Origin of the sequence: Clostridium ljungdahlii DSM 13528 (assembly GCF_000143685.1) — a bacterium.
Classification (GTDB): Bacteria; Bacillota; Clostridia; order Clostridiales; family Clostridiaceae; genus Clostridium_B; species Clostridium_B ljungdahlii.
In genome coordinates, this window is record NC_014328.1 from 4,252,714 (window position 1) to 4,274,103 (window position 21,390).

Consider the following 21,390-nt stretch of genomic DNA (forward strand, 5'->3'; position numbering starts at 1 on the left):
TTAACATATTACGTGTATATTACTAAAAGGTCATATTGACTACAATATGACCTTTTAACTATTTTATTTAATATTTAGATCTCTCTTTCATCTGTCTGTCTATATCCCTTTTAGCCGCTCTCTCCAGCATTGTATTTCTTTTATCATAGTTTTTCTTTCCCTTTGCTACTGCTAAATTTACTTTTACCCTACCATATTTAAGGTAAAGAGACATTGGCACAAGAGTATATCCCTGTTGAGCTGTATATTGCTGCAATTTAATTATCTCATTTTTATGAAGAAGTAATTTTCTATTTCTTAATGGGTCCTTGTTAAAAATATTTCCTTGTTCATAAGGGCTAATATGCATATTACATATAAATATTTCACCATTTCTTATTTCAGCATAGCTATCTTTTAAGTTACATTTACCTGCTCTTATAGATTTAACCTCAGTTCCAACCAGTTCTATTCCAGCTTCCATGGATTCTTCAATAAAATAATCATGCCTTGCCTTTCTATTTTCTGCAAGAGTCTTATTACTGGACTTTTTATTAGTCAAAGCATCCCATCCCCTTTCATAACGTCTGTTTACCTAGTCCCCATTTTTTTCATCATCTATTTCCCTTACCACTTCAAAATATATCTCATGAGCGAACATATCTACTTTTAATACTCGAATTTTTATCTCATCACCTAATTTATAAATGTTTCTGTTTCTCTCCCCTACAAGGCTTAAATGTTTTTCATCATATACATAATAGTCATCTTCCAAAGTACTCATGTGAACTAATCCTTCTATCGTATTTGGAAGTTCTACAAACATTCCGAAATTAGTAACTGAAGATATTATTCCTTCAAATTCTTCTCCAATTCTTTTACTCATATATTCCGCCTTTTTAAGATCGTCTACTTCTCTTTCAGCGTCTTGAGCAACTCTTTCCATTTCAGAAGATTGTTTTGCAGCATAGTCTACTTCTTTTACCAATGTTTTTATTCTATTATCAGTCAACCTGCCATTTATAAATTCTTTAATAATTCTATGAATAATTAAGTCAGGGTATCTTCTTATAGGTGATGTAAAATGGCAGTAGTATCTAGCTGCCAGCCCAAAATGGCCCACACACTCCGATGAATATCTGGCCTGTTTCATAGAACGGAGTAGCAAAGTACTCACTACAATCTCTTCTTTTTTACCCTTTACCTTTTCTATAATATCCTGTAGTGCTTTAGGATGGACTTCCTGCCCCCATTTTATCACATATCCCAAATTATGTACAAACTCATTAAAATGCATTAATTTTTCTTCATCGGGGTCTTCATGTATCCTATATACAAAAGGTAAATTGGTCCAAAACATATGCTCAGCTATAGTTTCATTACACACCAGCATAAACTCTTCTATTATCCTGTTAGATATTCCTCTTTCATAAGGCTCAATCTTTACAGGCACACCTAAGTCATCTAAAATTATCTTGCATTCTTGAAAGTCAAAATCTATAGCTCCTCTTGTCATTCTCCTTTTATTTAAAATTTTACACAGCTCTTCCATCAAATTAAATGTATCCACCAAATAGCTATACTTTTCCATAGTCTCGGCATCTTTATCTCTCAGTATTTTTGTTACGTCAGTATAGGTCATCCTCTCATTGCTTTTAATTACACTTTCCACAACCTTATGCTGTACTACCTTCCCAGTTTTGTCTATTTCCATAAGACAGCTCAATGCTAGTCTATCCGTATTAGGATTTAAACTACAAATACCATTTGAAAGCTTTTTAGGCAGCATGGGTATAACCCTATCTATGAGATAAACAGACGTCCCCCTCTTTAACGCTTCTTTATCTAACGGATTTTTCTCTCTTACATAGTTGGATACGTCGGCTATATGGACACCTAATGAATAATTTCCATTAGGCAATTTGCTTATAGAAATAGCATCATCTAAGTCTTTTGCATCTTCTCCATCTATTGTAACTGTAAGTAAATTTCTCAAATCAGTTCTTCTATCATACTCTTCTTTTGGAATTTCTTCGGGTATATTTTCAGCATATTGCTGAACTTTTATAGGAAACTCTTCAGGTAAGTTATTCTTTTTTATTATGGTCAATATATCTATACCCTTTTCTCCTTTTTTACCCAATATATTTACTATTTTTCCCTCTGGATTTCTTCTTTTTTCGGGCCACTCAGTTATTTCTGCAACTACCACATCACCTGTTTGGGCATTTTTTCTACATTCCTTCGGTATAAATATATCTTGATATATACGCTTTTCTTCTGGTACCACAAATCCAAAATTTGTGCTGTCTTCAAACGTACCTATAACTACTTTATTGGCTCTTTCCAATACTCTTATAATTTCCCCTTCACATTTTTTACCTTTGTCTTCCATTTTCGTTATTTTTACTACTACTTTATCGCCATTCATGGCACCATTTAAATAGGAAGATGGTACAAATACATCTGCTCCTTCATTCTCTGGTATAACAAAACCATATCCTTTTTGATGTCCTTGAAACTTACCTGTTACAAGTCCCATTCTATCTGGTATTCCATATCTTTTTCTGCGTGTTTTAACTACCAATCCTTCCTTTTCCAAATCATCCAATACCTTTTTAAAATCTTTTGCTTCAGCCTTTGTTACAGAAAATATACCTTCTAATTCCCTTATATTCATAGGCTTATAAGCCTGCTCTTCCATAAAATTTATAATTGCTTCTTTTATATTCATTTTTTCACCACCTACTATTATCTTGACTTAATTATGGTAAAAATATTCAATATTACCCAAATTATTTATTTATAAAAAAATAAATAGAGCAACATATACCCTATTTATACAAACTGCTATCTAAATTACTTTATGAAATTTTGCACTACACATATAATCGCAAATAATATAGCTAGTATAACAGTTGTTCTTACTAACATTGCTTCTGAAGTCCTTGATTTATTTCTTGAATAAAAGCTTTCACCTGCTCCACCAGATATAAGTCCACTCAACCCGTTAGTTTTACCCGGCTGTACCAATATAACTGCTATAAGCACAGCTCCAATTATCAGTTGCAAAATTACTAAAAAAATGTGCATAGGTAATTTCCTCCTACATATTGCATTTTAAATTAACACATATACTATATTAACATATGCATCTAATAATTTCAATTTACTATTTTTTTAAAACCCGGTGTTTTTGCACCGGGTCCTTTTTTACTTTCTGTTTAGATTATAAAATGCATCTAGTCCTCTGTACTCAGCTACTTCCCCTAATTCTTCCTCTATTCTTAAAAGTTGATTATACTTTGCAACTCTTTCACTTCTTGCTGGTGCACCAGTTTTTATCTGTCCTGCATTTACTGCTACTACTAAATCAGCTATTGTAGTATCTTCTGTCTCACCTGATCTATGTGATACAACTGCAGTATAACCTGCTCTCTCTGCCATCTCTATAGCATTTAATGTCTCTGTAAGAGTTCCTATTTGGTTTAATTTTATAAGTATAGAATTGGCAACTTTTTTATCTATACCTTTTTTCAATCTTTCTGTATTAGTTACAAAGAGGTCATCGCCTACTAACTGAATTTTATCTCCTAATTTTTCAGTTAATAATGCCCATCCTTCCCAATCTTCTTCTGCCATACCATCTTCTAAGGAGATTATAGGATATTTATTTGCAATATCTACATAAAAATCTACCATTTCTGCAGGAGTTAAAACTTTGCCTTCTCCCTTTAAATTGTATTTTCCATCTTCATAAAATTCTGATGAAGCAGGATCTAATGCTATAAATATATCTTTTCCTGGAGTATATCCAGCCTTTTCTATAGCTTCAACTATTACCTGTATAGCTTCTTCATTTGATTTTAGATTTGGAGCAAATCCACCTTCATCACCTACACCAGTGTCATAACCCTTGGATTTTAAAAGTGACTTCAGTGTGTGGTAAACTTCAGAGCTCATTCTAAGAGCTTCACTAAAACTTGGAGCGCCTGCAGGCATTATCATAAATTCCTGAAGATCTACATTATTATCAGCATGCTTTCCACCATTTAATATGTTCATCATTGGAACTGGAAGAACTTTTGCGTTTACTCCACCTATATATTGATATAAGCTTAGTCCCAAATATTCAGCAGCTGCTCTTGCACAAGCAAGTGATACACCTAATGTAGCATTAGCACCTAACTTAGCCTTATTTTTTGTACCATCAAGTTCTATCATTGTCTTATCTATAAGTACCTGATCAAATACATTCATTCCTATAAGTTCTTCTGCTACGTAATTATTTATATTGTCAATAGCCTTCAAAACACCTTTTCCCTTATATTTTTCAGTATCTCCATCTCTAAGTTCTACAGCTTCAAATGCTCCTGTAGATGCACCAGAAGGTACTGCTGATCTGCCTACAGTTCCATCTTCTAATACAACTTCTACCTCTACAGTTGGATTTGATCTTGAATCAAGGATTTGTCTTGCCATTACATCTACTATTTCTATATAATTTTTCATAAATTCTAACCGCTATGTAAAACAACGGTTTTTTCACTCCCTTCATTTCTTATTTTAATTTTATATACATATTTAAAAAATCAGCTAATTAAGTTTAATCTTTTAATATGAGACTTTTACCTGTCATTTCTGAAGGCTTCTCTAGTCCCATAACATCAAGTATTGTAGGAGAAATATCTGCTAATATCCCATCTTGTCTCAAAGGTTTTGAGTTATTTGATACAAATAAAAATGGGACTTCATTTGTAGTATGTGCTGTCATAGGATTTCCTGTAGAATAATTTGTCATTTGCTCACAATTTCCATGATCTGCTGTTATAAATACTGTTCCATCTTTTTCTAAAACTTCATCTACAATCTTCCCCAAACATTCATCTACTGCTTCCACTGCTTTTTTTGCAGCCTCAAATTTTCCTGTATGACCTACCATATCAGGATTAGCAAAATTTAATATTATAGTATCATATTTATCTTGATTTAATTCATTTAACACTTCACTTGTTACCTCTCTAGCACTCATTTCAGGCTTTAAATCATAAGTGGCAACTTTAGGTGAAGGAATGAGATCTCTATCTTCATTTTCATTTGGTTTTTCAACTCCACCATTGAAGAAAAAAGTCACATGGGCATATTTTTCAGTTTCTGCTATTCTAAGTTGTCTCTTTCCTTTACTGCTGAGATATTCTCCCAATGTATTTTTATGTAATTCATTTTTAAATGCTACATCCACATTTTCCAGAGTAGAATCATATTCTGTCATAGTTACAAATTCAATATTTAAATTATTTCTTTTAAATCCTTTAAATACCTTATCATTTATAGCTCGCGTAAGCTGCCTTGCTCTATCAGGTCTAAAGTTAAAAAATATTACAGAATCCTCATCTTTTATAGTAGCAATTGGATTTCCACGTTCTTCAATTACTGTTGGAATTATAAATTCATCAGTTTTACCATCTTCATAGGAATTTTGAACTGCTTCCAAGGCACTCTTTGCTTTTTTTCCTTGACCATATACAAGTGCATTATATGCAAGCTCCACCCTTTCCCATCTATTGTCTCTGTCCATAGCATAGTACCTTCCCGATACTGTTGCTATCTCTCCAATTCCTATTTGCTTTATGTAACTTTCCATATCTTTTATATAGGATCCAGCAGAAGAAGGAGGTACATCCCTTCCATCAGTAAACGCATGAATATATACGTCCTCTAGACCTTTTTCCTTGGCTAATTTAAGAAGTCCTTTCAAATGGTCCGTATGAGAATGTACTCCCCCTGGTGATAAAAGTCCCAAAAGATGGAGGGATGAATTATTTTTAAGACAATTATCCATAGCTTTATTTAGAGCTTCATTTTTGAAAAAATCTCTTTCTTCTATGGACTTTGTAATTCTAGTCAGTGCTTGATACACAATTCTTCCTGCACCTATATTTAGATGTCCAACCTCAGAATTGCCCATCTGTCCTTCTGGAAGACCTACACTTAATCCACTAGCTCCTAACTCAGTATGAGGATAATTTTTATAATATTTATCAAAATTAGGCTTATGGGCCGCTTTAATTGCATTTCCCTCTGCTTTTTCAGATATTCCAAAACCATCTAATATCATAAGCATTACTGGTTTCTTTTTCATCTTTGCCTCCAAAATACAATAAAATTTAGTAATTAACTATTTTTGCAAAGTCTTCTGACTTTAAACTAGCTCCTCCAACTAACGCTCCATCTATATCTGACTGTGCCATCTGAGCTTTAATTGTAGCCGGTTTCACAGAACCACCATATTGAATTCTTGTTTTCTCCGCTGTTTCCCTACCGTACATTTTGGCAATTACACTTCTAATATAAGCTATAGTTTCATTCGCCTGTTTATCTGTAGCAGTTTTTCCCGTACCTATAGCCCATATTGGTTCGTATGCTACAACTAACTTTCCCACCTGACTTTTTTCAAGTCCCGCAAGATCAATCTTTATCTGTTTCCCTAAAACTTCTTCTGTTACATCTGATTCTCTTTCTTCTAAAGTCTCTCCACAACAAACTATAGGATTTATATCATATTCAAAAGCTTTTTTCACTTTTTTATTAATTGACTCGTCTGTCTCATTAAAATATTGTCTTCTCTCACTGTGCCCAATTATTACAAAATCTATTCCAATATCCTTAAGCATATTAGGAGCTACTTCTCCAGTGTACGCACCACTTTCTTCATAATGCATATTTTGTGCTCCTACTTTTATGTTACTTCCCTTTACTGCTTTCACAACTGCATCTAAACAAACATAAGGAGGGCATACAACTACATCACATTTCGCATCACTTACTAGCGGTTTTAACTCTTCAACTAACTTCAGTGCTTCAGTTACAGTCTTATTCATTTTCCAATTTCCAGCTATTATTGCCTTTCTCATATAAATTACCTCCCTTTATTTCTATCTATCGTTTAAAGCCGCTATTCCTGGCAGCTCTTTTCCCTCTAAAAACTCAAGAGAAGCTCCTCCGCCTGTAGATATATGTGTCATCTTATCTCCAAAACCAAGTTGATTTACAGCTGCAGCACTATCTCCACCACCTATGATTGTAGTCGCTTCAGATTCAGCCATTGCTTTAGCTACAGCAAAAGTACCCTTTGCAAAGCTTTCAAACTCAAATACTCCCATAGGTCCATTCCATACTACAGTTTTTGCATCTTTTATAGCTTCTTCATATAACTTAGATGTTTTAGGCCCAATATCAAGCCCCATATAACCATCTTTTATATCTACTCCATCTGTAACTATAGGTTTTGCATTTGCATCAAACTTATCTGCTATTACAGTATCTATAGGTAAAAGTAACTTTACTCCTTTGGCTTTTGCCTTATCTATCATCTGTCTGGCATACTCCAATTTATCCTCTTCTAGCAGAGAAGTTCCTATAGAGTGACCTTTAGCTTTTGAAAAAGTATAACTCATTCCTCCTCCAATTATAAGGGTATCTACCTTTTCAAGCAAATTATTTATTACATTAATTTTATCAGAAACCTTAGCACCACCTAATATAGCAATAAATGGTCTTATTGGATCTTCTACTGCATTTCCTAAAAATTTAAGTTCCTTTTGAATTAAGTACCCACATACGGCGGTATCCAAAAATTTAGTAACTCCTACAGTAGAGCAGTGTGCTCTATGAGCTGAACCAAAAGCATCATTTACAAATATTTCAGCAAGGGATGCAAGTTCTTTTGAAAAATTGTCTTCATTTTTAGTTTCTTCTTTTCTATATCTTGTGTTTTCAAGAAGGACTACATCTCCATTTTTCATATTCTTAACTGCAGCCCTGGCATTTTTTCCTACTACCACATCATCTGCTGCAAATACAACTTCTTTTTTTAAAAGTTCTGAAAGCCTTTTTGAAACTGGAAGCAGTGACATTTCTGGTTTTGGCTCTCCCTTTGGTTTTCCAAGATGTGAGCAAAGTATAACCTTTGCATTTTTCTCCAGTAAATATTGTATAGTTGGAAGTGCACCGATAATCCTATTCTCATCTGTTATCTTTCCATCTTTTAGTGGAACATTAAAATCACATCTAACAAGTACTCTTTTTCCACTTACATCTACATCCTCAATTGTCTTTTTATTAAAAGCCATATCTGTTCCCAACTCCTTTATAAATTTATTTCACGGTAACATTATACAACTGATTTTAAAATTATTGTAGTAAAAAAGCCCGGCCTCATAGCCAAAACTACAAAACCAGGCCCTATAATATTATAGTCTGTCGGCAACATATTTAGTTAAATCTGCTAGTCTATTTGAATATCCAAATTCGTTATCATACCAAGCAACAACTTTAACCATGTTTCCGCCTATAGCCATAGTTGAAAGTCCATCCACTATAGAAGATCTTTCATCTCCTCTATAATCTACAGATACCAAAGGTTCATCACTGTATCCTAATATTCCCTTCATATCACTTTCAGCAGCTTTTTTGAATGCTTCATTTACTTCTTCTACTGTTACATCTCTTGAAAGTTCTGCAACTAAGTCTGTACATGATACTGTAGGTGTAGGTACTCTAAGAGAAAATCCATTTAATTTTCCCTTTAATTGAGGAAGTACAAGTGCAACTGCCTTTGCTGCTCCTGTAGTAGTTGGAATCATAGATTCACAAGCTGCTCTAGCTCTTCTCATATCTCTGTGAGGAGCATCTAAAAGTCTTTGGTCTCCTGTATATGAATGTACTGTAGTCATAAGTCCCTTTACTATCTTAAATTCTCTATCTAATATTTTAGCAAATGGTGCAAGACAGTTTGTAGTACAAGATGCATTTGAAATTATATTATGTTTAGAAGCATCATAAGTTTCTTCATTAACTCCCATAACTATTGTTGCATCTTCATTTTTAGCTGGAGCAGATATAAGAACTTTTTTAACTGATCCTCCCAAATGTGCATTAGCTTTTGTAGCATCTGTGAAAAGTCCAGTGGATTCTATAACTATTTCAGCACCTAATGAATTCCAATCTATATTTTTAGGATCTCTTTCTGCAAATATTTTTATTTCATTTCCATTTACAACTATAGAATTTTCCTTTGCTTCTACAGTTCCATCAAATCTGCCATATAAAGAATCATATTTTAATAAGTGAGCTAATGTTTTTGCATCAGTTAAATCATTGATACCTACAACCTGTAATTCATTAGCATATCTTTTTACTAATGCTTTAAATACATTCCTTCCTATTCTTCCAAAACCATTAATTCCAACCTTAACCATTTATAATTCCTCCTAAAAAATTAAATATTTATTTTAAAATAATATATTGTGTTTACTTTATAAATTTAACAATTTCCCTAGCAGCACCTTCATCTGTAATAAGGATACCATTATGATTATTTCTTACTGTAGCAAGAATAGCCTCAGCCTTACTACCTCCTCCAGCTACAGCCATCAATATCTCTATTTTACCTATTTCTTCATTTACTATTCCTATGCTTGGAGTAGAATATACTACATTTCCATTTCTATCAAAGTAACATCCAAAAGCTTCGCCTACTGCTCCATCTTCCTGGATCTTATTTATCTTTTCTTCTGGTAATCCTCTTCTTCTTGCCATCTTACAAGCCATTCCTACACCGTACATAAGTATATTTGCATTCGATATACTTTTTAATATATCCTGTATATCTTTTTCCTCAATAATTGCCTTTAACGCATTCCCACTTAAGTTATCAGGAACATGGAGTAATTTATAATTACCTTCTAATTTTTCTGCTAATCTGGCAGATAGCGTATTTGCTTGAGTTTCAACATTTTTACCCATGCCACCTCTAGCTGGCACAACTAATATATCCTTTATGTTAGAAACTTTAGGCATATTATCAATTACTTCTTTTATAGTGGATCCACCAGTAATTGCAATCACATCATTACTTTTTAACACATTCTTAAGATAACTTGCAGCAGCTCTTCCTATTTCATTTAACACAGTTATATCTTCATCACAATTTCCGGGAACAATTATGATATTTTCTAAATCCAGATTATCCTTTATAAATTTCTCAATCTTAGACAATCCCCTTAGTTCATGTATAAAATCCTTAAGTTTGTTTATAATTTCTTCTCCATCTGACGTTATAGTCATACCAGGAGTGTTTATTTCAATAAAGCCTTGAGCTTTAAGAAAATTTATTTCAGTTCTAACAATTCTCTCACCTATACCTAGGTTATTGGCTAATACTCTCCTTCCCACAGGTTGGTTATAGTATATAGTCCTTAAAATGTTATATCTTTTCTCTAATAGTTTTACCAATTCAGGTACTATTCTCTGCTCAAATTTAAGTACATCTTCCACTGCTGTGCCTCCCTGGTCAAAATCAGTCCCACTACATTATTAATTGTCCCACCTATATTATAAAACATATGAATGATTTTTTAAATAGGAATATGAAAAAAATTTAACAACAATTATAAATATTAGGGAGAATATTAAAATCTTCTTCTCCCTTTTGATGATTTTATACCCATCTCCTCCCTATATTTTGCTACAGTTCTTCTAGAAATATTCATATCTTGTTGATTAACTAAATCACATATTTGTTGGTCAGATAAAGGTTTTTTCTTGTCTTCTTCATTTATTATTTTTTCAATACTCTTTTTAATAATTAATACAGACACATCTTCTCCATCAAACCCTTTTGATATCCCTGTGGTAAATAAGTCCTTTATTTTTATTGTTCCCCTACTTGTATATATATATTTATCCCTTATAGCCCTGCTTATAGTAGATTCATGCATGTCCATGCTACTTGCTATATCCTTTAGAGTCATTGGTTTTAAATATCTTTCTCCATAATCAAAATAATCCCTTTGCAAATCCAATATCTTTTGTAACACTTTATATATAGTACTTTTTCTATGTTGTATACTTTTTATAAGAAATACTGCACTATTTAATTTTTCTTTTACATAATCTGCAGCTTCTTTGTCCTCCTGGTTTTCAACTATATCTTTATATACTGAATTTATAATTAGTCTTGGTGTTAAATCGTCATTCATAATTATATAGTATTTGTCTCCAATTTTTTCTATATAAGCATCTGGAATTATATATTTTACATCTTCTCCTGTATAAAATCCCCTAGAGGGCTTTGGATCAAAAGTTTTTATAATATCACCATATTCCTGAGCCTGCTTCACATTTATCCCCATATTCTTTGCTATAACATTATACTTATTTTCCGCAATTAGCTCTAAATATTTGTCTATTATTATAAATATATTTTCATCCTTTACTTTTCTTTGTCTTGCCTGTATCCTCAAACATTCTGATAAATTCCTGGCACCTATTCCATAAGGTTCTAAAGTTTGAATTATACCTATACAGTACTTTACAAGCTTTGTTGAAATCTTAAGGTCTTTTTCTATTTCCCCTTCTTCTATAACTAAATATCCTCTATGATCTATGTTTTCTATAATATAGGAACATATAGATTTAACGTAATCCTTTTCATTTAAGCCCATTATTTCCTCTTTTAAATATTCCTTTAAGGACTTTTTGTGAGAAATAAAGTTAAAAGGAGACACTTCTTCTTCGTCACTTTTTTGATAGCTTTGATGACTAAAATTATTTGAATTAAGACTCTTTATAATTTCCTTATAATCCAATTTGTCTTTTTCTATCTCAGTAGAGTCCGGTTCCTTAACATCAAGGACAGGGTTTTGTTGGAACTCTTTTTCTATATATTCTTGGAGTTCAAAGCTTGACATCTGAAGCATTTTTATAGATAATTGCATTTGCTGAGTCATGATTAACTTTTGTTCTTGAGTTAAATTAAGTCCAAAATCCATGTTCATTTTTATATACCTCCCATTCTCACATTTTACTAAAAAAACAGCTTCCTTATTTTATTATATCATGAAGCTGTAAAAAATTTTATTTCGTTTATTTTTTCTGCAATTTGTAATATACATGAAATACTTTACAATGCTTAAATTACAAATTGCAGACTTTACATATATCTTAATAATCCTCTACGAAAAATACTCCACAAGCTCCTGATCCCGAATGTACCCCAACTGTACATCCTACTTCACATTCTATAAAATCTAATTTTTTCTCATTTAAGTTTTCCCTCAGAGAATCCAATATATCCACTTCTCCTACATGAAGTAATATCAAATCTTCAGCACTTTTTATTCCTCTTTGATCAAGGTAAGTTAACATACTTCTAAGAACTTTCTTGCTTCCCCTTACCTTGTCAACTACTGACATTTCTCCATCTTTCACTTCGACTATTATCTTTATGCCCAAAATGTTTCCTATAACTCCAGCTGTTTTAGAAAGACGTCCTCCTCTTACAAGGTTATCTAAGCTATTAAAAGCAAGAGTGCTTTTTATATGGGGAGAAATTTTCTTAACTTCATTTTCTATTTCTTTTATTCCAAGTCCTGCTCCTTTTAATTTTGCAGCCTTAATAACTTGAATTCCAAGTCCAGAAGTTACATTCATACTATCTATCACAACTATATCCTCTGATTTAAGGGTTTCTTTGGCAATGCATGCAGATTGATAAGTACCACTCATTTTTGATGAAAGATGAATAGAAATTATTTTATAACCCTTTTTTATATAAGAACTATAACAATCTAAAAACACCTGTGGATTTACTTGAGCCGTTGCAGGAAAAATACTGCTATTTTCCATTTTATTAAAAAGTGTATAAATATCTATATCAATTCCATCCCTATAAGATTCTTCACCAAAATTAATAATAAGAGGAAGTACCTCTATATCGTACTTTTTTAATATATATTCAGGTAAATCTGCTGTACTATCTGTTATTATCTTTATTTTTTCCATAGCTTACTCCTTATTTCATATCCGGAAAGTCTATCTGCCTTAAAGCCTCATAGGCAACTATTGCTACGGTATTAGATAAATTTAAGGAACGAGTGCTTGTTTTTATCATAGGAACTCTTATACATTTTTCAGGGGCACTGTCTCTTATTTCATCTGGCAAACCACAGGTTTCCCTTCCAAATACTATAAAATCACCGTCTTTAAATTTGGCTTCATGATAAAAGTTTTTTCCATGAGTAGTGGAAAAATAAAAAGTACCACCTTTATATTTTTCTCTAAGCTCTTCATAAGAATCATATAAAGTTAAATCGAGATACTTCCAATAGTCAAGACCTGCCCTTCTCAAATGTTTTTCATCTAAACTAAAACCTAAAGGTTTTATCAGATGGAGCTTGGATCCTGTAAGTACACATGTTCTAGCAATGTTCCCTGTATTTTGTGGTATTTCAGGCTGAAATAACACTATATTTAAACTCAATTTTATTTCCTCCTCTATTACAACATATAAAATATAAATAATAATTTCTTTAAGTTTATGGACTCATTAGTTCAAAAGTCCTATTAAATATATTACTCCATATTGATGTTTCAGTAAAGAGCATACTTTTAACTCTACAATTAGAATTCAATGCTGCAAAGTTTTAAAAAAGTTTAAAGTCCAAATATCAAAGTTCAAATAATGACGATTTCCTTCGTACCTCATGGAATCTATCCACAGTTGTGGATTATTTAAGATTAACTTTTCAATAGCAATTTTAAGTAATTATAGATTTAATTTTAAACTTTATGATCCATATGTAGATTTATATGTGTATTCTAACTTAAAAATCAACTTATACGAAGGCATATTTTTACAATAATGAAGTTCTTTTAAATATTTTGTACATAAGTCTTAGAAAAAAATTCGTAAAAACTTAGAACTTTTGAATTGTTTGAGGTACGAGTTTTCAAAAGTTCTTAGCTTTTTTAGAATTTTTTACTTAGACTTATCAAAATATTTAATGAACTGAAGTTTGTAAAAAATATCCGTAGTATAAGTTTGATTTTTTGTTTAGTAATACCTATATTGACGATCATTGAGGATTTTCATTTAAATATTTTATTATGCCATCTGAAATATTTTTTGCAAGTCTTTTTAATACATCATCATTTGACAACCTTTTTCTATCTTCATCATTAGTTATAAATCCGCATTCCATAAGTACCCCAGGTATTTTACTATATCTTAGTACTGCTAGATTTTGTCTTCTTATACCCCTACTTTCCCAACCATCATTTTTTACTGCCTGACTTTCTATTGTCTTTGCTAATCTTATCCTTTCAGATTTTTGATATCCGTTCACATCATAATATAATGCAGTTATTCCATTAAAGTTTTTATCATTTAAAGAATTTACATGAATTGAAACAAAAACATCTGCATGATAAGAATTTGTTTTATTACCTATTTCTTTAAGTGGTACCAGCTTGTCCTTATCTCGAGTCAAAAATACTACATCTCCCTGACTCTTTAAATAAGACTCAGCATACTTTGCTATCTTTAAAGTTAAGTCCTTTTCATTCATATTTCCATAGCTTGTCCCTCTATCTATTCCTCCGTGACCAGGGTCAAGTACTATACGATACTTTTTAGATGAACTATGATTATTTGACATTTTAACTACAGGAGATGCAGCTACCTTCATAGAGCTAACTTGATTCAATATTTTAATATTTTTTCCAAAAATAAACATTATCAAAATTAAAAAAATGCAGGAAAACATTAGCTTTTTTCTGCTGTCAATTCTCATAATATCACTGTCCCTTTTTTGTTTTTTATGATATGTACATTATATCATTTGTTTCCTTAATATTCCAGTTAATATTATTCTTCTAGCAAATTATATTTTTACACAGATTTAATTTTGTTTTAATATGCTATTAATAATTATATATTAGTATATTTGTTATAGGAGGTATCAAAAATATGAATATATGTATAGACATTGATGGAACAATTACAGACCCATATTACTGGATAGAAAGTGCCAATAAATACTTTAATAAGAGTATAACTGCCGATAAAGTAACCCAATATGAACTTCATAAAATTATTGGAATAACAAGAGATGAGTATATAAATTTTTACAATAAAATTAAATTTAAACTTCATACTGAAGAGACAATAAGAAAAGATGCCGTAGAAGTTACACAAAAACTGGCAAAATTAAATAATATTTATTTTGTAACTGCTCGTGAAAAATGTCTGGAAATTATAACACATAAATACTTGAATAAATATGAAATACCTTATGATGGTGTTTACGTTCTTGGTTCTACTCATAAAGTAGATACAGCTAAAAGTTTAAACTGTGACATATTTATAGAAGATAGTTATGAAAATGCCATTGAATTATCTAAAAGTAACTTTAAAGTACTACTAGTAGACACAAACTACAACCGCCTTCCTTTAAATCAAAACATCACCAGGATATTAAATTGGAATGAAATATATACTACTATAAAAAAAATGCTGTTACAAGAAAAAGCCATGTAACAGCATTTTCAATTCATCAATTATCCTCTTTTGTGATAGCTATAATCACTGCTATTACTATAAGTGTCCCACCTATAAAAAAGCCAAATGTAAGCTGCTCGTGGAGGTAGAGCCATCCAAAAATTGAACCCGTAACAGGCTGAAAAAATAAAAATAGTGATCCAATTCCTACATCCATAAGTCCAATACCTTTATTCCACAAAAAAAATGCTCCTGCTGTAGATACAACTCCAAGATAGATAATCCCAAGTATAAGATTTCTGTTATTTAATATTAAGGTAAAATTGTTATGCTGTGTGAGCATAAGTGGAGTGGTAAAGATTAAAGCAAATAGCATTGCATATGTAGTTATAATCAGTGAATTAAATCGTTTAGATACTATTTTTAAATAAACAGACGCTAGCGCCCAAGTCACAGCAGCTCCAACAAGAATTATATTTCCTAAAAGATGTTTCATAAACATGGAATCCAATCCAATAACTATGATGACACCAAAGGTAGCAAGTATAAGAGAAATCATTTTTTTCTTTGTAAATAACTCCTTAAGTATGAATCTAGCAAATATAATCACAAATACAGGTGTAGATGCTGTAATTAATGATCCCATATGAGCATCTGATAATTTTGTTCCCATAAACTGGAGACATATAGAAATAAAATACCCTATAAATCCTATCCATGCAATGAGAAGCCAATCCTTCTTCTTTATAACTACCTTACGTCCTTTTTTATAATTAAAAAACATAAGTATTAAAAATAAAACTACAAAAGCAATTGCATATCTAATCCACACAAGTGTAATTGGAGAAATAAATTCCAATATATATTTACTAACTACATACATTCCACCCCATATACAAGCTGCTAAGAATAAGCACATTGATCCAATCAATCTTTTTTTCATTCTTAAATACCTCCATCTTCTTATAATTATATAAGTTAACGCCTATGAGAAGGTATTTTAAACAAACACTCAACCTTCATCCTGGATTATAAAAATACAACTGGTTGGTCATTTTCAAATAAATCTGAAAAATACATATATATTTTTTCCACCTTTCATAACATCATGATGCAAATAAACTAAACATCCATAAGCTTCTCACTAGAACTTATTTGATGTATATTTATGTTTTAGTATATCACAGCAAAATGTGATATACTATTCTATTTAATCCTGATCTATATTTATACAAGCTCCTTAAAATTTTTAACTGACACTACATATTAATTCAAAAAAATTTAAGCATAGCAAAAGGCCCCCAAAATCAATCAGAGGTCTTATATACACTTGGATTATCGGATGGGCGGTGTATCCATCATCTCAGGTACTCTTTCGAGTGTGTCGGGAACCATTTCCGACCTCAATAATCCTATAATTATCATATTCACTTGTCACAATTATTATACATTCTTTACTTATTTTTGTCAATAATAAATTTCTTAACTCTTCCACTATGTAACCTTCGACGAAGCTTTGATTCTTGAATGTCATACATTGTAGATACATATAAATAATTTTCATCAACATCTAACTTTATTCCAACTAGGATATTTTTATCAAGTACTTTAATTAATTCTACAGTATCTCCTTTTTCATTTGGATTTATCCCGACATAATCAGGATTTTTTATGATATTTGATATATCATCTATATGTTTTAAACAATTAAAATGTTTTTCCTTTATTAAATGGGCTGGAAGTCCTTTGGAGCGATATATTTTTTGTAATGGTAAATTTGAACCAATTATATCATTTAATTTTTGATAAAACCTTCCAACTTGAATTAATTTATCATCCGTACCTTCCATTTTCCCATCTCCTCTACAAAATATCTGCTCCTATAATCTTATAACTTTTGGGACAAGTAGTAAATATTTTGTAGAAAATTAGTTATTTTTGTACCCCATAGCTTTTACATATCAACATCCTCTGCTACTTCAAAGTTCTATTATAAGACAAAAATACACCAGTCACTCAAATAATTCTTTAAGTTCTAGTGTATAAAATTTTTATATTAAAATTTAATTAATACTGTTAACCATTGACTTTGGTGCGGATAACAGGACTTGAACCTGCATGAAGTTTCCCTCACTAGAACCTGAATCTAGCGCGTCTGCCAGTTCCGCCATATCCGCACAAATTACTTATCTATTATAGCATACTTTTTTAATTAAGTTAATACGTAACTTCTATTTTGATACTGAAGAATTGGAATATAAATTAAATACTATGTTACCACCTGAAGTATAACCTTGTATGTATATAGGATATTTAAAATCATTTCTAAATTTATAATCTATGTTTCCGTAATCTACCGTAGCATCCATTCCTTCAGGGACATAATGAACAGGCATAGTATGATGAGTCCTTTCCGTAGATGTAAGTCCTGCTTTAGCAACTGCATTATAAAGCGTGGTAGATACCTGGCATATTCCACCGCCAAGTCCTGACTCCACTTTATCTCCAATAATAACAGGAGCTGCCTCATATCCTTTGGCTGCAGTTCTCTGACCTACAACATCATTGAAGCTAAAAGTATCTCCTGGCATTACTACATGTCCATTTATGCTGCTAGTAGCAAGTGATATATTATTTGCTCTTTCACCAGAAGATATGCCGCCATAGGCTGTACTAAAACTAGATATTAATGTGTCCACAGGTTTAAGATCATCTTCCTTTATTTTAGCTTTAGTAGTTTTGAGTACCGCTTTTACAGTTAAATCCTGATCTGAATTATTATCTATTTTAGATTCAATATCTTTTTTCAAAGCTTCTTTATCTACTTTAATCCCATCTTTCTGTGGTATTACTGAAAACTTCACTCCTCCCATCTCAAGAGATGCATTCACAGGTTCTGTATCAACTTCACTTGCAATTTTATCTACCATATTATCTATAACTTTGGTATTATAAGAAAATTTCAAATTATAGTTTACATTTTTAGGATTCTTTAATAATTCATATTTTTTAAATATATTGCTGCTTTTTCCATAAGAATAGGCCAACTTTATCGTATCATCCAAGTTGTACGTAAAACTTAAACTCGAATAAGGTAATTCATAACTTTTATTTCCTGCAGTTATAGTGATTTGTTTCTGTTGAAATTTGTTTAAATATTCGCTGCTCATTATACTTTTAGCCTGATCTTTAGTTTTTTCAGAAAGATCCGTATTATTTATAGAAACTCTAGGATAAATTAAGTTATCCCAGTATTTTACATCATTATAATGGTAAACTATAAATCCGCAGCTTATACTCAAAAAAATAGTTAAAGCAGCTAAACCTAGTATTTTTAATGTTCCGCCTGACTTTCTCTTTGACTTCCTAGTCTTTCTTTTTCCACTCATCATTATCACCTCTTCACTTTCACATAGTTATTATACTATAGAGTAATAGCTTTTATATATAAAAATTATTAATTTAATTATTACTAATTTGTAACAAACAAACATAACTTTTATGCTATCATGAAAGTATGTTTGTTTTTTAAATATACTTAAATATGGAGGAGTACATAAATGAAAGCTGAGATATTATGCGTTGGTACAGAGATTTTACTTGGAGATATAGTAAATACAAATGCACAATTTATTTCCAAAGGATTAGCTGATCTTGGTATAGAAGTGTATCACCAATCTGTTGTGGGAGATAATCCTCAGAGACTTTTAGATGAGTTTAGGAAATCTTTTGAAAGAACTGACATCATAATTACAACTGGAGGACTTGGACCTACACAAGATGATCTAACTAAAGAAACTGGTGCTGAATACTTTAACAGGGAAATGATTTTAGATAAAAATTCACTTACCCAATTAGAATCTTATTTTAAGAAGATGGGGAAATCAAATTTGGAAGGCAATAATATAAAGCAAGCTTACTTTCCTGAAGGTGCTTCTATATTTCCTAATCCACATGGTACGGCTCCTGGATGTTGTATGGAGCAAAATGGCAAAATTTTAATAATACTTCCCGGTCCTCCAAAAGAGGCAAAGCCTATGTTTGAAAATTATGTAGTACCATTTTTAAAAAAGTACAGTAATGGAGTAATAAAATCTAAAACACTGAGAGTTTGTGGTATAGGCGAAAGTTCTATGGCTGAGAGTGTCTCAGATCTTATAAACAATAGTGTAAATCCCACTGTAGCTCCTTATGCAAAAGAAAATGATACAATACTTAGAATTACTGCAAGGGCAAATACAGAAGAAGAAGCTGTAGAGCTTATAAAACCTATAGAATCTAAAATTAGAGAAAAACTAGGGATAAATATATATGGTGAAAATGATGACACTATGGAAGAGGTTATAGGGAAATTATTGATAAATAAAGAATTAACTATATCTTCTGCAGAATCATGTACTGGTGGGCTAATAGCAGCAAGACTTGTAAATTATCCTGGCATATCTGCTGTATTTAAAGAAGGTGCTGTCACTTATACCAACGAGGCCAAAATGAAAAGACTAGGAGTAAAAAAGGATACCCTGGACAAATTTACTGCTGTTAGTTCTGAAACTGCAAAAGAAATGGCAGAAGGTATAGCTAAAACAGCAAATACCGATATAGGCATAGCTACTACAGGCGTTGCAGGTCCTGGCGGCGGTACTTACGAAAATCCTGTAGGTCTAGTATATATAGGACTTTATATAAATGGAAAGACTTATGTTAAGAAGTGCCAATACTCTGGCAGCAGAGATGTAGTAAGACAAAGAGCAACTATGACTGCTCTCGATTTGATAAGAAGACACATTATAAACTCATAGAGTTTCTAAACGAAAAATCAACTTATGCTCCGAATATTTTTACAACCACAAGTACGTTAAATATTTTGATAAGTCTAAGCAGAAAATTTACAAAAATCTAAGACCTTTTGAAAACTCGTACCTCAAACAATTCAAAAGGTCTAAGTTTTTTTGTGAATTTTCCACTAAGACTTATATACAAAATATTTAAATGTACTTGCTTATTGTAAAGATATGCCTACACATAAGCTGATTTTTTAGTTAGAACCACTATAGATTGTAAATCTTGGTTGTATTTATAACTTTAGCATTTAAATCAAACTGGCAATTTGGATAAGTTTAATTGTAGAGTTAACTATCTATATGTACAAATTCTAACTAAAAGTTAAAATATACTTGACGATATTCTGACAAAATTGAAATCACACTTAAAAACTTTTCTTATAAGTCTTAGATTCGTATTTTTTGAAAATCTTAGAAGCTTAGATATGTCTGAGGTACGAGTTTATCTAAGCTTCTTTAGATTTTCAAAATACGAACTATAGACTTATCAAAAGTTTTTATGGTGATGAAATTTGTCAGCATATCCTCTGTATATTCAACTTTTACTTAGAAACTCTATGTAAATTCTAAACTTCAAGACTTAGTTTCCTCTGGATGATTGAAGTATTCACAATAAGGGGCTAGAGGGCAATGCTCACAATCAGGTTTTCTTGACTTACATATGCGCCTTCCATGCCATATTAAATAATGATGTGAATCACTCCACATACTTTTAGGTATATTTTTCATAAGTTCCATTTCTACTTTGTGAGGAGTAGTCCCTTTTGCAATTCCAAGTCTATTTGATACTCTAAATACATGAGTATCCACTGCAATTGCTGGAACTCCAAAGGCGTTTGATAAAACAACATCCGCAGTTTTTCTGCCTACTCCTGGAAGTTCTATCAATTGTTCCATAGTATGTGGTACCTCTCCATCATACTTTTCAACAAGTTCTCTGCTAGTTGCAAGTATATTCTTGCTTTTATTTCTAAAAAAGCCACAGCTTTTTATCTTTTCTCCTAATTCTTCCTCTGTTAGAGATATCATTTTTTCAGGGGTATTATATTGTTTATACAATTCTGATGTAACTTTATTCACTCTTACATCGGTGCATTGAGCTGAAAGCATAGTGGACACTAGCAATTCATAAGGAGATCCAAAATTCAATGCACATTTAGCTTCTGGATAGGTTTCTTTCAGTACTTTCAATATATTATCTATATTTTGTTTATCCAATTTTTATCA

The 21,390-nt window shown here is 31.5% G+C and carries 19 protein-coding genes and 1 tRNA gene; 2 read left to right on the forward strand and 18 right to left on the reverse strand.

From position 1 onward, the window contains the following. Positions 1-67 precede the first annotated feature (67 nt). From smpB to CLJU_RS19300, 13 genes are all read right to left on the reverse strand, one after another. Positions 68-541 (reverse strand): SsrA-binding protein SmpB, encoded by a 474-nt coding sequence (smpB, locus tag CLJU_RS19240; RefSeq protein ID WP_013240506.1) that lies wholly within the window; start codon positions 539-541, stop codon positions 68-70. Positions 542-574: 33 nt separating this feature from the next. Continuing rightward, complete coding sequence (gene rnr / locus CLJU_RS19245) at positions 575-2,713, reverse strand: ribonuclease R (RefSeq protein ID WP_013240507.1); 2,139 nt, start codon at positions 2,711-2,713, stop codon at positions 575-577. 125 nt (positions 2,714-2,838) lie between these two features. Next, entirely contained in the window at positions 2,839-3,072 is a 234-nt protein-coding gene (gene secG / locus CLJU_RS19250) for a preprotein translocase subunit SecG (RefSeq protein ID WP_013240508.1), read from the reverse strand. A gap of 120 nt (positions 3,073-3,192) precedes the next feature. After that, entirely contained in the window at positions 3,193-4,491 is a 1,299-nt protein-coding gene (eno, locus tag CLJU_RS19255) for a phosphopyruvate hydratase (RefSeq protein WP_013240509.1), read from the reverse strand. A gap of 94 nt (positions 4,492-4,585) precedes the next feature. After that, positions 4,586-6,121 carry a 2,3-bisphosphoglycerate-independent phosphoglycerate mutase gene (gene gpmI, locus CLJU_RS19260; protein WP_013240510.1) on the reverse strand — a complete coding sequence of 512 codons (1,536 nt, stop codon included), beginning with the start codon at positions 6,119-6,121 and terminating at the stop codon, positions 4,586-4,588. Positions 6,122-6,146: 25 nt separating this feature from the next. After that, complete coding sequence (gene tpiA, locus CLJU_RS23090; RefSeq protein WP_013240511.1) at positions 6,147-6,893, reverse strand: triose-phosphate isomerase; 747 nt, start codon at positions 6,891-6,893, stop codon at positions 6,147-6,149. A gap of 21 nt (positions 6,894-6,914) precedes the next feature. Then, positions 6,915-8,111, reverse strand: a complete 1,197-nt coding sequence (locus CLJU_RS23095) for a phosphoglycerate kinase (protein WP_013240512.1) — start codon at positions 8,109-8,111, stop codon at positions 6,915-6,917. Positions 8,112-8,231: 120 nt separating this feature from the next. Next, a complete protein-coding gene (gene gap / locus CLJU_RS19275; RefSeq protein ID WP_013240513.1) occupies positions 8,232-9,239 on the reverse strand; it encodes a type I glyceraldehyde-3-phosphate dehydrogenase in 1,008 nt (335 codons plus the stop codon). A 52-nt stretch (positions 9,240-9,291) separates the two neighbouring features. Beyond that, complete coding sequence (locus CLJU_RS19280) at positions 9,292-10,317, reverse strand: sugar-binding transcriptional regulator (protein WP_013240514.1); 1,026 nt, start codon at positions 10,315-10,317, stop codon at positions 9,292-9,294. A 134-nt stretch (positions 10,318-10,451) separates the two neighbouring features. Beyond that, positions 10,452-11,813 carry an RNA polymerase factor sigma-54 gene (gene rpoN, locus CLJU_RS19285; protein ID WP_174377513.1) on the reverse strand — a complete coding sequence of 454 codons (1,362 nt, stop codon included), beginning with the start codon at positions 11,811-11,813 and terminating at the stop codon, positions 10,452-10,454. A 172-nt stretch (positions 11,814-11,985) separates the two neighbouring features. Beyond that, positions 11,986-12,825: a DegV family protein gene (locus tag CLJU_RS19290; RefSeq protein ID WP_013240516.1), complete on the reverse strand. Its 840-nt coding sequence runs from the start codon at positions 12,823-12,825 to the stop codon at positions 11,986-11,988. Between the two features lie 10 nt (positions 12,826-12,835). After that, complete coding sequence (gene trmL, locus CLJU_RS19295; RefSeq protein ID WP_013240517.1) at positions 12,836-13,303, reverse strand: tRNA (uridine(34)/cytosine(34)/5-carboxymethylaminomethyluridine(34)-2'-O)-methyltransferase TrmL; 468 nt, start codon at positions 13,301-13,303, stop codon at positions 12,836-12,838. A 595-nt stretch (positions 13,304-13,898) separates the two neighbouring features. Beyond that, a complete protein-coding gene (locus tag CLJU_RS19300) occupies positions 13,899-14,615 on the reverse strand; it encodes an N-acetylmuramoyl-L-alanine amidase family protein (protein ID WP_013240518.1) in 717 nt (238 codons plus the stop codon). A gap of 167 nt (positions 14,616-14,782) precedes the next feature. Here CLJU_RS19300 and CLJU_RS19305 point away from each other — a divergent pair, with 167 nt between their 5' ends. After that, on the forward strand, positions 14,783-15,361 hold the full coding sequence (locus CLJU_RS19305; RefSeq protein WP_029170070.1) for a 5' nucleotidase, NT5C type: 579 nt from the start codon (positions 14,783-14,785) through the stop codon (positions 15,359-15,361). 16 nt (positions 15,362-15,377) lie between these two features. Here CLJU_RS19305 and CLJU_RS19310 read toward each other — a convergent pair whose 3' ends face one another. The 4 genes from CLJU_RS19310 to CLJU_RS19325 all read right to left on the reverse strand — a co-directional run bounded on the left by CLJU_RS19310 (position 15,378) and on the right by CLJU_RS19325 (position 18,711). Continuing rightward, complete coding sequence (locus tag CLJU_RS19310; RefSeq protein ID WP_013240520.1) at positions 15,378-16,265, reverse strand: DMT family transporter; 888 nt, start codon at positions 16,263-16,265, stop codon at positions 15,378-15,380. Between the two features lie 511 nt (positions 16,266-16,776). After that, positions 16,777-17,172, reverse strand: coding sequence for a PBECR3 domain-containing polyvalent protein (locus CLJU_RS19315; protein WP_013240521.1), 396 nt, complete (start codon positions 17,170-17,172; stop codon positions 16,777-16,779). A gap of 240 nt (positions 17,173-17,412) precedes the next feature. Further along, a tRNA-Leu gene (locus CLJU_RS19320) sits at positions 17,413-17,499 on the reverse strand. A 54-nt stretch (positions 17,500-17,553) separates the two neighbouring features. Further along, the gene (locus CLJU_RS19325) at positions 17,554-18,711 is read right to left on the reverse strand and encodes a VanW family protein (protein ID WP_013240522.1); all 1,158 of its coding nucleotides are present in this window, start codon (positions 18,709-18,711) and stop codon (positions 17,554-17,556) included. Between the two features lie 171 nt (positions 18,712-18,882). Between CLJU_RS19325 and CLJU_RS19330 the strand changes: the two genes are divergently transcribed. After that, positions 18,883-20,121, forward strand: coding sequence for a competence/damage-inducible protein A (locus CLJU_RS19330; RefSeq protein ID WP_013240523.1), 1,239 nt, complete (start codon positions 18,883-18,885; stop codon positions 20,119-20,121). 615 nt (positions 20,122-20,736) lie between these two features. Here the strand turns inward: CLJU_RS19330 and nth are convergent. Beyond that, entirely contained in the window at positions 20,737-21,381 is a 645-nt protein-coding gene (gene nth, locus CLJU_RS19335; RefSeq protein WP_013240524.1) for an endonuclease III, read from the reverse strand. Positions 21,382-21,390 lie beyond the last annotated feature (9 nt).